This window comes from Phormidesmis priestleyi BC1401, assembly GCF_001650195.1.
GTDB lineage: Bacteria > Cyanobacteriota > Cyanobacteriia > Leptolyngbyales > Leptolyngbyaceae > Phormidesmis_A > Phormidesmis_A priestleyi_B.
The window spans coordinates 101,478-115,206 of the sequence record NZ_LXYR01000002.1; the positions used below are offsets into that span (position 1 = coordinate 101,478).

Consider the following 13,729-nt stretch of genomic DNA (forward strand, 5'->3'; position numbering starts at 1 on the left):
AATACTCCGGACATTTTTTGAGGCAGAGGCTGAAACCCGCATTCCACCGTTGGTATTTGCCTCAGTGATGATGCTGAAACCCTCATTCCACCATTGGCGATTTAAAATTGTCCGGACTGTTGCTCAAATGCATTGAGAAGATCTTCCGGCAAAGGAGCATCGAAATCATCCGGCACGGTAAACTCGCCTGCACACAAACCAAATGGTCGCAGTTGTTTACTGCTAGAAATAGGTCTAAGTTCAGCGTTTGCCCCTGCGGGCAACAGCAAAGCTACCGGCTTATCAGACCTAACAATGACGAGAGTCTCACCTGCTTCTACTTGATGCAGGTATTTTAGGGGATCGCGTTGAATTTCATCGATCGTTACGTTTAGCATTAGCCTGCCTCAACATCAATTCAATAGATAAATCAGCATTCAAACCAGCCCAGCATTTCAAAGCTTCTCCAGGTAAAGTGTCTTGATTTGAAAGGCGACTTTTCTAGCTTGAGTCAATGGCATTGGATAACCAAGTGTGTTGTATCCGTTATTGGACACACTTCTTTCTTTGAGAGATTTCTGTAGTTCCCAAACCAATGCCCTCAACTTTCCTGGTTTGAAGACGAGAATTTCTTGCTCTGGTATCAGGAAAATCCAGTAATCTGCCTGTGAACTCCAGCCCCACCCCGGAATTAGCTCTTTGTCATTCGAGATGGTCTCAAAGAAAAGGTTACCTGTCCGTTTAGCAGCGATGTCAAATTTGTACTCAATCGTGATTACTGATCCGTCTGACCGAGTAACCACTCGGTCTATCCCCGATTGCTGATACTTCATATCTTCAGAGACATTAAGTACTTTATATGTAGGAGATAACCATTGGTCTAAGAACGTTTCACCCTCTTGACCAATTTTCCACTGAGTTTCAAAATCGTACTGTTTAGTCTGCATAGATATAAGGAATGTAGAGTTGAACACCATCGTTGCCTTCTCGCCGTATTGGGATGCCTGCCCACCGTGTCACCCAATTCACTAATGCTCGTAAGGAACTAGCTCTACGAGGATTTGTAGTCCCTCCACAATCACCGAAACTAACCAGAGAAATAATCTCTTGAATTAACTCTTTGGTGAGTTCTTTGTTGCCACGAGTTGTCTCCTCAATGATCAGTTGAATTGGGTAGAAACCCAACAATGCTTCAGCAAGAAGACGTTCACGAGTTCCTTGGTCATCGCTCTGCGCGATTCGTTTACCTCGATCACTCAAAACGTAAATGCTTGCAGGCTGCTTCTTGATTTGACATCTGCTAGCAAGACCAATCTCCATAACAGGTCGTCCAAGATAGTCGCCTCTCCTTGCCAAATCTTTGTCTTTCTTTGCGCCACTACCAAACGCAACACCCAAGCTTTTCGGAGTGTTGATTCCACAATGAATTAATTCAACAGTCTTAATAAGTTTGTGTGGATCGCCAATTTGAGGAATGTAGACGGGCTTCTCCTCACTACTACGAAGATCTTGATCTAAAGCCGTCTTCCAATCTATCGCGTGGGATATCTGTCGGAACTCATAGAATCTAATCTCTTTCTTATTCTTGGCAATATCGACATCGACAGTGTAAGTAATCTGAAAAGTCCGTCCCTTGAGTTCATAGACTAATCCTGTAACACCTGGTTTGACTCCGCAACTAGCTCCTTCTACTTCACCAAATTTCTTAAGAATCTCTAGAACAGGAGAAAGCTCTTGTTCTAATTCAGTGTCCCAAAATGCACCCCTGTCAGAAAGCATCGATTTAACTTGGGTATCGAAATACGTAAACTTGTACACTTCATCAAACTCCTTAAGTTTAAATAGGTCAGATCTGAATTTCAGAATGAAAAAACAAAACTTTGTCTGCATCACCAATCAGAGGCAATGAGAGGTAATGAGTGAAACGAGGCGATACAAACGCAACAACTCGTCTCTTATGAAATGTTAAGTAGATACAATCCGTACCTCCTAAAAGCCTCTCCCACGCCTCAGTTAACTGGTCACGGAACTCGGTCAGGGGAATCTCTTCGGTTTTCTGAATACTAATTTCTTCTTCAGAATTAAGAGCATCAACATCTTGAAGTGGAAGCAGGAAAGCTGCAACTTCTCCGTAGTGAGTACACACAATGCGTAAGTTACCCGATTGAACCTGTCGCCTGAGCTTTGGCAGTTTGATCCTTAGCTCCGACATTGGGATTTGCTTAAAACTTCTGTTCATGTTTACCAGCCCTCTCCCTACATCTCATAATGGCAATTAATGTACTAAATGTCAATAGCGTATTACATTTTTTACATTTTTAGCCTACACAGCCCTACTGACAAGGCTTCTAGAACTTCGAGATAGCCGAATACCGAACTTTAGATGATGCTCATACTGCTACCTCACCCAGAACACAGAAGGCTGCAAGATTGCAGTTTTATGAAACAGACGGCTGCTCATCGGCACTTTCACCGCTCACATGCTGACTGGGATGAAAATAATCGTAGATCTGCTGTGCCAAACGCGGACCCACTCCGGGAACTGTTTCCAATTGAGTAGGCGAGGCTTCTCGGATGTAATCGATCGAGCGAAAAGTCGCCAAAAGCTGCTTCTGTTTGTGATGCCCCAATCCGGGAATCTCATCGAGGCTCGATCGCCGCATCCGATCGCTGCGCTGCTGACGATGAAAACTCACCGCAAATCGGTGCGCCTCATCTCGCAATCGCCGCAATAACTGGACTCCAGGCTGGTCTGCCTCCGTGGTTAACGGCAGTGATTCACCCGGCAAGAAAATCTCTTCTCGCTGCTTGGCTAAACTCACGACTTTGACATCTTCTAGCAAATTCATCTCTCGCAGCACTGCTACCACCGCCGAAAGCTGTCCTTTGCCGCCGTCAATCATCACCAAATCAGGAAAATCCGCATAAGCAGACGTGTGCGACTTCAACACTGAAGACTCGCTGCTCATCTGCTCACCCCTGGCTTTTGCCGCCGCATATTTACGAAAACGGCGACTAATCACCTCTGCCATACTCGCAAAGTCATCTGAGTGACCCGACATCACTTTGGGATTCTTGATTTTGTAGTGGCGATAGTGCTGTTTGGCAGGCAAGCCATCGACAAACACAACCTGAGAAGCCACGGCATCAGAGCCTTGAATGTGAGAAATGTCATAGCCTTCAATCCGACGTGGCAACTCTGGCAAGTCTAAAATCTCTGCCAAGTCGAGCGTGGCTTGAGCATTGCGATCGGCAAATCGCTGCGTTCTTGCCAATTCATATCCAGCGTTGCGCTCTACCATTTCCAGCAATTCTGCCTTCGTCTGGCGCTGAGGAGCGACGATCGACACTTTGCGTCCTTTTGACTGAGTGAGAAACTCCGCCAGCATCTCAGTCTCAGGTAACTCGTGCTGCACCAAAATCTCAGCCGGAATCTCCACCGGATCGACGCTCTGATAGTGTTCTTCTAACACTCGCTGCAAAATCGCTCCCGGTTCGCCCGACTGAGAGTCTGCCACAAATCCCAGTCGCCCCACTAAACGACCTGCCCGAATCTGAAAAAGCTGCACGCAGGAGTGCGTCTCGTCTGCTGCCAGGGCGATCGCGTCGCGTGAAATCGTGTCATCTGGTAGGGCGACTTTTTGTTCGGCACCCAGGGATTTGAGTCCGATAATCTGGTCGCGCAGACGAGCCGCGTGCTCAAAGTTAAGCGCTTCAGAGGCTTGCTCCATCTGAACTGCTAGCGTCTCTTCTAGCTCACTCGTCCGCCCCTGAAAGATCATCGCCACCTTCTGCACTGTCTTGCGATACTCCTCAGAGGTGATCATCGCCTGACACACCCCCGGACAGCGCCCAATATCATAATTGAGACAGGGACGGTCTTTGAACAACGGCTGAGGACGTTGACGGAGCGGGAAAATTCGCTTGACCAGATGCAGCGTTGTTCTCAGCGTGCGAGAGTCAACATAAGGACCGTAATAGCGATCGCGCTCTTTGCCCATCCGCCGCTTGCGCGTGATGAAAATGCGCGGATACTCTTCTGACCAAGTGATACACAGGTAAGGATATTTTTTGTCGTCCTTCAACAGCACGTTGAAGTGGGGCTGGTGCTGCCGAATCAAATTCGCCTCTAGCGCCAGCGCTTCGGCTTCGGTGTCAGTGACGATAAACTCGACTTCGACCACCTGACGCAGCATTAAGGCGATTCGAGGTCGGGTGTCGTGCCCATTAAAGTAAGACCGGATGCGCGATCGCAGCCGTTTTGATTTACCGATATAGAGAATCTGATCGCTACTGTCGCGCATATAATAGACTCCCGGTTCTTGGGGAATCTCTTTAATACGTCCTTCGAGGCGATCGGGATCTTGAATTAAAGGAACTGTTTTGTTCGTTAATGTCACAGTGATTTGAGGAATTGATAGCCGTTTCAGGTTTAATTGTGGCGATCGAGCGGTCTTAGTTAGTGAGTTGAATCGACTTAAAACTGCCTTTGGTTTAAAGACTTCATCTTCATATTCACACCTTCATCTTAAATTTTAAACCACTAAACTCCCCAACTATCTCTCTTGTTTTTCCGTATTGGCTATATTCTAAGTATCAATTTTTACTTGCTACTACGCACTTACATGGAAATAGATGAGTTCGAGACTCAAACTTACGACAAATTAGAGACTGCGCTTAACCAGTTGCAAACCGCGACATTGTTGCTCTCTGCGCTAGAGATGCAAATTTCAGAATCAGGAAATACTGTAAAAGACCTCAGTAGAGTAATTGAAACGTTCATCACCAGTAAGAGAGATAACGCTAGTGGTTCTCGTCCCACTTGAGGGACGCAAGCTGATATAAACCAAATGAGGGAAGTCTACGAGTAACGGAACGCGATATGCAACTTTCTTGAAACATCCACATGCTCTCACCCTAGCCCTCTCCTATCGGAAGCTACTGTGTACACACAAGTCTTCTGATCCCGTCATCGCCGAGATCTTCGCCCCCTAAATCCCCCAGTCTGGCAGGGCTAATTAGTTGTCACCAGATAAAATCTACAAGCTTGAGTCTTCGTTCAGCATCAGAATGATGCCTTAACGCAAGATAAAGGGTAAAGATTTTCTTTCTCGACCTTAAATTAGCCCTGCCAGTCTGGGGGACTTTGAGATAAAACGAGGTTTTAGAGGTCAAGCCATTTATCTCGTTCAAAGTCCCCCAATTTTGATGAGTCACTGCGTTGGGCGGGTTCCCCGACTTGAAGCAAGTGACGTAGGGAATTTAGGGGCATAAGCCGACTCAAACGAATCTATGAGGACTTGTATGTACACGGTAGCCTATCGGGAGAGGGAACTGGAACTGCCCGAAAGCTCTTCTCCTTGGGGAAAAGGGTTGTCAGGGCTTCGCCCCAAAGAGGAGGGCAAATTAGCTGCACCTCGTGTAACGGAAGAATTCACCTACTCCTAGCTTCTTCAAACGACACTTGATGCAGGCAAAAATTTATGGAGAGGACTTTGCAAGCTCTTCGCGAATCACATCAGTCAACTGCGAAAGTCGAATCGGCTTCACCAAATAGCGACAGGCACCTAGCTCAAGAGCGCGCTGCTGGTCTCGCTGAAAAGCATAAGCTGACACTACGATCGTCGGAATCTGCTTCCAATCATCTTGTTGTTGCAGTTGTTCTAGCAGCGCATAGCCATCGATCGTCGGTAGTTTTAGATCTAACAAAATAATTTGAGGGCAAAACTGCTCTATTGTCGCGGCAAGCTGAGTGCCCTCTTCTAGCCCAAACACATCAAACCCACAATAGATCAGATAATCACTCATCAAACGTCGATTGGATTCATTGTCTTCAATGAGAAGAATTCTGATCGGAGAGTCTGAGTCAGAGTCATTTAGTGTTGTCATCGCGTGGCACCCTTAGTTGACTATATTCTCGGTCAACCGTGAGGACTATCGGGAGCGATCGCGGAAGAATCGAGATAATTCTGCTAAAACCTATATAAAATTTTACATTTTCAGATGCTCAGAAGCAAATTTATCTAAACTTGCTGAAGTTTCACTTTAAAAGGATTCAACTTTTTGTCAAAAGTTCTTCAGGATCGCCGCGATTGCTGGATGTGACGATCGCTTTCTGTGGTAAGAGACCTCGCGGACAGCAGGGTGTTTAAGAATGGCGATCCCAGCTTCGAGAGTAGCGATCGGCAAATGTTTTGATTCTGCTCAACCAAAGTTGAGTCTGAGCGCGACCATGCCCACTAGCACCACTAAGCCGAGCGACTGACGGAAGTAGTTAACCCCCTCAAATAGTTCCTGCCATGCCCAAGTAAACAGCGCGCCGAATGCTACTAGATTCAATCCTGTGTGGAGGTTGCCACTTGGAAGTATGAGTTGAAGCAAGGTCGCTGCCAGCCAAACCAGAATTGGTAAATTTGGCATTTGAGCAATTACAATCTTGCCTTCACGGTCTCGAAACGTGCGATCGAACAACGTGGTTCTCTTCACTTCAAGGTTCTCTGGATTTTGCTTCAATTTAGACTGCCCCATATAAATGCTACTGAAAAATTATGCTAGCGCGGTTCTGCTCACTCAACGCCTGACTAAAGTTGGAGATTGTCAAGGCGATCGCGACTCCAACCCAAATCAGTACCAGTGATGAAAACTCTGTAGCCTTTATAGAAGTTCGAGAACCCACAAAACCCACCTACTTCAGCCGTGGGGTGCTGCTAGGGGATGGTTTGGGCTTTTCTTTAACTTGTTTCCAGTCAGAGAGGGGACGATCGAGCGCGTTCTGAAACTCGATCGACACCTGCAACACTGCTAGATCTTGAGTAGGATTTTCTACCGGGTCAGCGAGTGCATAGAGAAACTGACGATTAAAATTCGGTTTGCCCAAAATCAGTCGATGGGTTTGATTGCTGGTCTTTGCCTCGATCGTCGCAAAAGGCGGCTCTAACCCAAACTCAGCCTTGCGAGAAATCGGAGTCGGGAGGCTACGATCGCTCGTTGCAGTTGCCATCAAATTTAGCAAAAATGCCACCGTTGCTTCATCAGCCGTCGTTTTTTGAGGTGCGATCATCTGCCAAGACGACGTTTTTTTAAGTCCAGCTTGCCCCGCCGGAATTGCCATCGGAATTTGCTCAAATTTCAGCGTTTGTTTCAGAGTTTGAATCGTAAAGGATTGAACATCGTCTTCCTTGAGCGCAAAGATAGATTTGCTGTCGGTCTTGGCGGCTGGCGGCTGAGACTCTTTTCTCAACTCAGAAAAATAGACGAATCCCCCTAAAAGGACGGCACTAAACAGCAGAATTAATGGGAGTTTTTGAAGCTTCATAACGCTCAACGATCGCAGATTAAGAGAGAACACCGGACTTCTCAGAGTTCAATAGATCTCCTGCGTGAATCTGGACAGCCCTCCTCACGCAGTGGGGCAAGCCCTCGCTAACTCTTCTCCCAAAGGAGAAAGGAGCTAAAACCTCTTGTTCCCTCTCCTTGGGGAAAGGGCTAGGGTGAGAGCGTATTCGTACAGGAGGTCTAATTTTAAGCGCTGAGTCCTGCATCTGAGCCGATACTGTCAAAAGAGATTGGCTTGCGATCGTTTCCACGTTACGATCGTGAAGTGCTAACGTGCACTTATAAACGGTTCCAACCCAAAATTGCATGAGTCTGCTTACCTTACGATCGATTAAAAAAGACTTCGGCATTAAAGAATTGCTGAGAGATGCCAGCTTCACGGTTGAAGAAGGCGATAAGGTGGGGCTGATTGGCACCAACGGGTCGGGCAAATCAACGCTGCTTAAAATGATTGCGGGATTGGAGTCGATCGACGCGGGGCAACGGCTCGTTAATCCGAGTGCGCGATTGATTTATTTGCCCCAGCAGCCCGAAATTGATGAAAATCATACGGTGCTTGAGCAAGTGTTTGCCGATAGTGGCGAGCAGATGGCACTGGTGCGCGAATATGAAGAGCTTTCTGACAAATTAGCTCACGGGCAAGGCGACCAGAACCAAATTATGGCGCGGTTCTCTGAAGTGTCTGAAAAAATGGACTCGACCGGAGCCTGGGAACTGGAAACCAACGCCAAAATTATTCTCACCGAGCTAGGAATTGAAGATCTTAGCGCTCGAATTGGTGACCTCTCAGGCGGCTATCGAAAACGGATTGCTCTGGCTACGGCTTTGCTGTCTCAGCCCGATATGCTGCTGATGGATGAGCCGACTAACCACTTGGACGCGCTGTCAGTCGAATGGCTGCAAAGCTATCTCAATCGCTATCGAGGTGCGTTGTTGCTGATCACCCACGATCGCTATTTTCTCGATCGCGTCACTAATCGCATTTTAGAGATCGATCGCGGCGACCTCTTCGCCTACTCTGGCAACTATTCCTACTACTTAGAGAAAAAAGTCCTCGCCGAAGAGTCTGCCGCTAGCACACAGCGCAAACATCAGGGCGTGTTGCGTCGCGAATTGGAATGGCTGAGTCGCGGACCCAAAGCCCGAAGCACGAAGCAAAAAGCCCGCATCGATCGTGTTCATGAGATGCGCGATCGCGAGTTTAAACAAGACAACGGAAAAGTCGAGATTGCCACAGCAGGTCGGCGAATTGGCAAGAAAGTCATCGAAATCACGAATGTCTCAAAATCATTTGGCGATCGAGTTCTGATCAAAGATTTCACTTACGAATTTAGCCCGGACGATCGAGTTGGCATCATCGGTGCAAACGGTGCCGGAAAATCGACGCTGATGAATCTGGTGACAGGGCGATTGGCTCCCGACTCTGGCACGGTGGAGATTGGTAGCACGATTCACATCGGATATTTTGATCAGCATTCAGAAGATTTGCTCAACTCACTTAATCAAGATCAGCGAGTCATTGATTACCTCAAAGAAACCGCCGAATTAGTCACTTTGGCAGACGGGACGGTAATCACAGCGTCTCAGATGTTGGAGAAGTTTTTATTCCCTGGCAGTCAGCAATATTCGCCCATCCACAAACTGTCTGGAGGTGAAAAACGACGATTATTCTTGCTGCAAGTCTTGCTGAGTGCGCCCAACGTCTTAATTTTGGACGAGCCGACCAATGATTTAGATGTGCAAACGCTGGCGATTCTCGAAGAGTATTTAGAGGATTTTAATGGCTGTGTGATTGTGGTGTCGCACGATCGCTACTTTCTCGATCGCACCGTCAACACTATCTTTTCACTCGAACCGGGTGGCAACATCCGCCAATATCCTGGTAACTACTCAATTTATCTAGACTATAAAAAAGCCGAAGAAGACGCGGAAAAAATAGGCGCGACGAGTCAGAAATCTGTCAAACCAAGTGTTCAGCCTGCGGTAGCAACAGCGACCAAAACTCGAAAGCTTTCTTATAAAGAGAAGCGAGAGTTTGAAACATTGGAAGCTCAAATTCCGCAACTGGAAGCTGAGAAAGTCGAGATTGAGAAAACGCTGCATCGCAATCCGCCTGACGGTTTCTCGGCGGTGGAAAAACTTTCGGCGCGAATGGCAGAGTTGGAACGTGCGATCGAAACCTCGACAGAGCGCTGGCTCGAACTTGCGGAACTGGTCACTGAATAATTCGTTGAATGAGCGACAGCAAAACTTTGTCGCGAAATATCAACGAATTAGCCAGCGACTAGCGGTTGTGTTGAGGTGTCTTTTCATCGTCAAGTGCTCGATTGAGCACTTGACGCACCCTAATCTCTCTGTTAAGTTCAAAGTAATCAGTTTTCGAGCGACGCATTTTCATGTCTCACAACACATTTTTCTTTTTTTGGCGCGACGCGGTTCACTTGGGGTGAATGTCGTTCGTTGTGAGCGCCCCGGTGAACCGCAGATTAACCTCTGCGGTTTTTTAATGTCCTAATCTCTTCTTCCTCTCATGCTTCACCTTAGCTTCTGGCGATTTAGCTTTAATTTTGGAACACTCAGTTCTGGGTGAAGCGATCGTGCAACCGTTCGTCCCGCTCGGAACCCATCGGTTTCGGGCTTTTTTATTGTTTAGGAGTCATTCCATGAAAGATGCAAAGTTAGTCGTCAAGTCTGAGTCTCATCGAAATACGATCGTTCATCTCTCTGATCACGTCGCGATCGGGGGACAAAAAATCGTCATCATCGGCGGTCCTTGCACGGTCGAAAGCCTGACGCAAATGGAAACCGTCGCCCAACACCTACAGTTTGCTCCCGTACAGGCATTGCGGGGCGGTGTTTATAAACCTCGCACATCGCCCTACGCCTTTCAGGGGATGGGATTAGAGGGGCTAGAAATTTTGGCAGAGGTTCGCAAACGCTATGAGATGCCTATCGTCACCGAAGTGATGGCGATTTCGCAAATTGAAGAAATCGCCGCCTGTGCAGATATGCTGCAAATTGGCAGTCGCAATATGCAAAACTTTGATTTGCTGAAGGCGATCGGGCAGGCAAACAAGCCCGTTTTACTCAAACGAGGACTGGCTTCGACGATCGAAGAATTTGTAATGGCAGCCGAATACATCATGAGTTACGGCAACCCAAACGTCGTCTTGTGCGAACGCGGCATTCGCAGCTTTGACCCCTACACGCGCAACGTGCTGGATCTCGGAGCCGTCGTTGCTCTAAAACAAATTACTCACTTACCTGTGATCGTCGATCCCAGCCATGCTGCCGGGAAGCGCGAATTGATTGCCGATCTGTCTCGTGGCGCGATCGCCTGTGGTGCCGATGGTCTAATCATTGAGTGTCACCCAGAGCCTGATAAATCTGTCTCGGATGCCCGCCAAGCTCTGACTCTCGACGATATGGTGAATTTAGTTCGCAGTGTAAAACCCGTTGCCGAAGCGATCGGTCGTCAGGTTTATGAGATTCAACGCCCTCAGTTGGCGATCGCCTAAAAAAATGAGTTCGATGATTTTTCGCGCTGCGATTCTGCCCCGCCCGTGACTGAAAGTCCGGGCTAACAAAACGAAGTCCACTAAAGGGGACTAGCAGACGGTTCGAGGCGTTCAGTCCGTTGAAACGGACTTCGCACCGTTAGCCCGGACTTTCAGTCACGGGTGGGTGAACACCGAAGCGAGAGTTCTCATCGAATTCACCCTAAAAAATGAGAGGTGAAACCAAAATGTCTGCTTTATCTCTCGTTCTTAATTCTGTATTCTGCCTAAATCACCGTGCCATCTGCAATCAGTGCATTCTTCAATACCACCACGATGCCACTGCGAATATAGAACCCTAGATTTTCTCGATTAGCTTCTTCGACTCGATCTTTGTTGACGATGTGAACGTTGCAGCCAATTCGAGCATTCTTGTCGATAATGGCGCGCCGAACCACCGAGTCTTTGCCGATTCCTAACGGAACTTGGGAATCATCACAGGCAAGTCCTGATTCCCGCTCAGCGTAGTCTTCATAGAAGTCACTCCCCATGATCAGCGTGTCTTCGATCGTGGCTCCTCCCTCAATGCGCGATCGCACCCCTAATACCGAATGGCTAATTCGGCAGTCTTTGAGAACGCAGCCTTCGCCAATCAATGACTCCGTGATTTTGCAGTCTAAATATTTGCTAGGAGGCAAAAAGCGATGACGAGTGTAAATCGGAGCTTTGTCATCGTAAAAGCTAAACGGGGGATTTGGCTGTTGAGTCAGCGCTAAATTTGCCTCATAAAAGGCTTCGATCGTCCCAATGTCTGCCCAATAGTCGTTAAACAAGAACGCCTGAAGGTTGTGCGTCTTGGCAGAATTTGGAATAATTTCTTTTCCAAAGTCGGTTTGATCGGGGTCTTGCCGCAACAGCTTCATCAATGCCTCTTTCTTAAAGACATAGATGCCCATTGAGGCAATATAGGGGCTTTCCTTCGCTTGTTCGGGAGACAGCCCCAAAACGGTTGTGTCTACCTGCATCTCCCTCAGCGCATCCCCTTTGGGCTTTTCGCTAAAGTCGATGACTCGCCCCGCTTTGTCGATCTTCATCAACCCAAACTCAGAGGCGTGACGCTCATCCATCGGCACGACTGAGAGCGTGACATCAGCCCCCGTTTCGCGGTGACGCTGCACAAACTTGCGATAGTCCATCCGATATAAGTGGTCGCCAGAGAGAATGAGATATTCGTCAACATCCCACTCTTGAAACAGCCACGAATATTGACGTACCGCGTCGGCAGTGCCTTGAAACCAGTTCGGATTTTCGGGAGTTTGTTGAGCAGCTAACACTTCAACAAAGCCATCATTAAACCCAGACGAAAAGTTGTAGGCTCTGGTGAGGTGTCGGTTGAGGGAGGCAGAGTTAAATTGTGTGAGAACGTAGATTTTAAAGATTTCTGAGTTGATGCAATTACTAACTGGAATATCAATTAAGCGATATTTCCCAGCGAGGGGCACCGCAGGCTTTGCACGTTGCTTCGTTAAGGGATATAGGCGAGTTCCGGCTCCCCCACCTAAAATGATTGCTAAAACTTTTTTCACAAAGAAACCTCGTTGCTGCCACTTCAACTCCCATCAATAGTGTCTGTCTGTATGGTGCTGTTGACAAGGGGTAAAAGAAAGAAGATTGTCAAGTGGGGATCAACGGGAACAGAAGATAGTTCTTTTTCCCTGCTACTTTAGGGATAAAAAGGACGATCGCGCTGTGACTGACTCCATCGACTCTTCAGACCTTTTAGCTCGAACGTCGCTCTTTGCGCTTGCGGTTGAACTCAAAGCCCGCATGACTGGTTTCTCAGGGTGGGAGATGCCTGTGCAGTTTAGCGGCATCGGGCAAGAACATCAGGCGGTTCGCACGGCGGCGGGGATGTTTGATATCTCTCACATGGGTAAGTTTGCGCTCAAGGGTAAAGATGTTTTGAGCCAAATTCTGAATTTGGTGCCGTCTGATCTCAGTCGTTTGAAGAGGGGTGAGGCACAATATACCGTTTTGCTCAATCCGCAGGGCGGAATTATTGACGATCTGATTTTTTATTACCAAGGACTTGATTTGGATGGGGATCAACGGTGGATGATTATTGTCAATGCCGCCACGACGCTCAAAGATAAAACCTGGATGATCGACCATCTCGATCGCACGCAAATCAGCTTTGAAGATTACTCTTTGTCTAAAGCGTTGATTGCAGTGCAGGGACCTGACGCAGTTCGTCATCTGCAAGCGTTTGTCGATGCTGACCTCGCTCCGATTAAAGCGTTTGGACATTTGGAGGCGAATGTTTTGGGTCAACCCAGCTTTCTGGCTCGCACAGGCTACACCGGAGAAGATGGATTTGAGGTGATGGTTGACCCAGAAGTCGCGATCGAGCTTTGGCGATCGCTCCTCGCCTCCGGTGTGACTCCTTGCGGGTTGGGTGCCCGTGACACTCTGCGACTAGAGGCGGCAATGGCGCTTTATGGGCAAGACATCGATGACACCACCACGCCTTTAGAAGCCGGATTAGGCTGGCTCGTGCATCTCGATACCAAAGGCGATTTTATCGGTCGATCGGTGCTTGAGCAGCAAAAAAGATCTGGTGTCACTAGACGGCTTGTTGGGCTGCAAATGCAGGGTCGCAACATTGCGCGTCATAACTACCCAGTGCTGCATGACGGTCAAAAAGTGGGCATCGTCACGAGCGGCACTCTCGCTCCGACAGTGGGATATCCGATCGCGCTGGCTTATGTTTCGATCGGGCTGGCTCAGATCGGTCAATCTCTCGAAGTCGAGATTCGAGGAAAACGCTATGGGGCGATCGTGGTCAAGCGTCCTTTCTATCGCGCCAACAAAACGTGAGTTCGAGAGTCTTTGCGCTTCGTTGTTCAACCGCCCTGGAT

The 13,729-nt window shown here is 48.0% G+C and carries 12 protein-coding genes; 3 read left to right on the forward strand and 9 right to left on the reverse strand.

Features of this window, described 5'->3' with window-relative positions; all coding sequences use genetic code 11:
* Positions 1-101 precede the first annotated feature (101 nt).
* The 8 genes from A8707_RS27810 to A8707_RS01950 all read right to left on the reverse strand — a co-directional run bounded on the left by A8707_RS27810 (position 102) and on the right by A8707_RS01950 (position 7,294).
* On the reverse strand, positions 102-377 hold the full coding sequence (locus A8707_RS27810) for a type II toxin-antitoxin system Phd/YefM family antitoxin (RefSeq protein ID WP_068814582.1): 276 nt from the start codon (positions 375-377) through the stop codon (positions 102-104).
* 57 nt (positions 378-434) lie between these two features.
* The gene (locus A8707_RS01915) at positions 435-926 is read right to left on the reverse strand and encodes a hypothetical protein (protein WP_068814583.1); all 492 of its coding nucleotides are present in this window, start codon (positions 924-926) and stop codon (positions 435-437) included.
* On the reverse strand, positions 916-1,869 hold the full coding sequence (locus A8707_RS01920) for a DUF7226 domain-containing protein (protein WP_068814584.1): 954 nt from the start codon (positions 1,867-1,869) through the stop codon (positions 916-918). The genes A8707_RS01915 and A8707_RS01920 overlap by 11 nt, the downstream gene beginning before the upstream one ends.
* Positions 1,826-2,218 (reverse strand): type II toxin-antitoxin system Phd/YefM family antitoxin, encoded by a 393-nt coding sequence (locus tag A8707_RS28855; RefSeq protein ID WP_197484578.1) that lies wholly within the window; start codon positions 2,216-2,218, stop codon positions 1,826-1,828. The genes A8707_RS01920 and A8707_RS28855 overlap by 44 nt, the downstream gene beginning before the upstream one ends.
* A 199-nt stretch (positions 2,219-2,417) precedes the next feature.
* Positions 2,418-4,379, reverse strand: a complete 1,962-nt coding sequence (uvrC, locus tag A8707_RS01930) for an excinuclease ABC subunit UvrC (protein ID WP_068814585.1) — start codon at positions 4,377-4,379, stop codon at positions 2,418-2,420.
* A gap of 1,081 nt (positions 4,380-5,460) precedes the next feature.
* Positions 5,461-5,868, reverse strand: a complete 408-nt coding sequence (locus tag A8707_RS01940) for a response regulator (RefSeq protein ID WP_068814587.1) — start codon at positions 5,866-5,868, stop codon at positions 5,461-5,463.
* 315 nt (positions 5,869-6,183) lie between these two features.
* Positions 6,184-6,465: a hypothetical protein gene (locus A8707_RS01945; protein WP_231947897.1), complete on the reverse strand. Its 282-nt coding sequence runs from the start codon at positions 6,463-6,465 to the stop codon at positions 6,184-6,186.
* Between the two features lie 199 nt (positions 6,466-6,664).
* Positions 6,665-7,294 carry a DUF4340 domain-containing protein gene (locus tag A8707_RS01950; RefSeq protein ID WP_068814589.1) on the reverse strand — a complete coding sequence of 210 codons (630 nt, stop codon included), beginning with the start codon at positions 7,292-7,294 and terminating at the stop codon, positions 6,665-6,667.
* Positions 7,295-7,620: 326 nt separating this feature from the next.
* Between A8707_RS01950 and A8707_RS01960 the strand changes: the two genes are divergently transcribed.
* Both A8707_RS01960 and aroF read left to right on the forward strand, forming a co-directional pair.
* A complete protein-coding gene (locus tag A8707_RS01960) occupies positions 7,621-9,540 on the forward strand; it encodes an ABC-F family ATP-binding cassette domain-containing protein (protein ID WP_068814591.1) in 1,920 nt (639 codons plus the stop codon).
* A 371-nt stretch (positions 9,541-9,911) separates the two neighbouring features.
* Positions 9,912-10,832 carry a 3-deoxy-7-phosphoheptulonate synthase gene (gene aroF / locus A8707_RS01965; RefSeq protein ID WP_269452646.1) on the forward strand — a complete coding sequence of 307 codons (921 nt, stop codon included), beginning with the start codon at positions 9,912-9,914 and terminating at the stop codon, positions 10,830-10,832.
* 266 nt (positions 10,833-11,098) lie between these two features.
* Here the strand turns inward: aroF and A8707_RS01970 are convergent, their stop codons facing one another.
* Positions 11,099-12,397: a glucose-1-phosphate adenylyltransferase gene (locus A8707_RS01970; RefSeq protein WP_068814593.1), complete on the reverse strand. Its 1,299-nt coding sequence runs from the start codon at positions 12,395-12,397 to the stop codon at positions 11,099-11,101.
* A 163-nt stretch (positions 12,398-12,560) separates the two neighbouring features.
* Here A8707_RS01970 and gcvT point away from each other — a divergent pair, with 163 nt between their 5' ends.
* On the forward strand, positions 12,561-13,688 hold the full coding sequence (gene gcvT, locus A8707_RS01975; protein WP_068814594.1) for a glycine cleavage system aminomethyltransferase GcvT: 1,128 nt from the start codon (positions 12,561-12,563) through the stop codon (positions 13,686-13,688).
* Positions 13,689-13,729: the final 41 nt, after the last annotated feature.

Coding starts and splice junctions, on each gene's coding strand:
- A8707_RS27810 (WP_068814582.1), bottom strand. CDS start 377: ATGCTAAACGTAACGATCGATGAAATTCAACGCGATCCCCTAAAATAC.
- A8707_RS01915 (WP_068814583.1), bottom strand. CDS start 926: ATGCAGACTAAACAGTACGATTTTGAAACTCAGTGGAAAATTGGTCAA.
- A8707_RS28855 (WP_197484578.1), bottom strand. CDS start 2,218: ATGAACAGAAGTTTTAAGCAAATCCCAATGTCGGAGCTAAGGATCAAA.
- A8707_RS01940 (WP_068814587.1), bottom strand. CDS start 5,868: ATGACAACACTAAATGACTCTGACTCAGACTCTCCGATCAGAATTCTT.
- A8707_RS01920 (WP_068814584.1), bottom strand. CDS start 1,869: ATGCAGACAAAGTTTTGTTTTTTCATTCTGAAATTCAGATCTGACCTA.
- A8707_RS01950 (WP_068814589.1), bottom strand. CDS start 7,294: ATGAAGCTTCAAAAACTCCCATTAATTCTGCTGTTTAGTGCCGTCCTT.
- A8707_RS01960 (WP_068814591.1), top strand. CDS start 7,621: ATGAGTCTGCTTACCTTACGATCGATTAAAAAAGACTTCGGCATTAAA.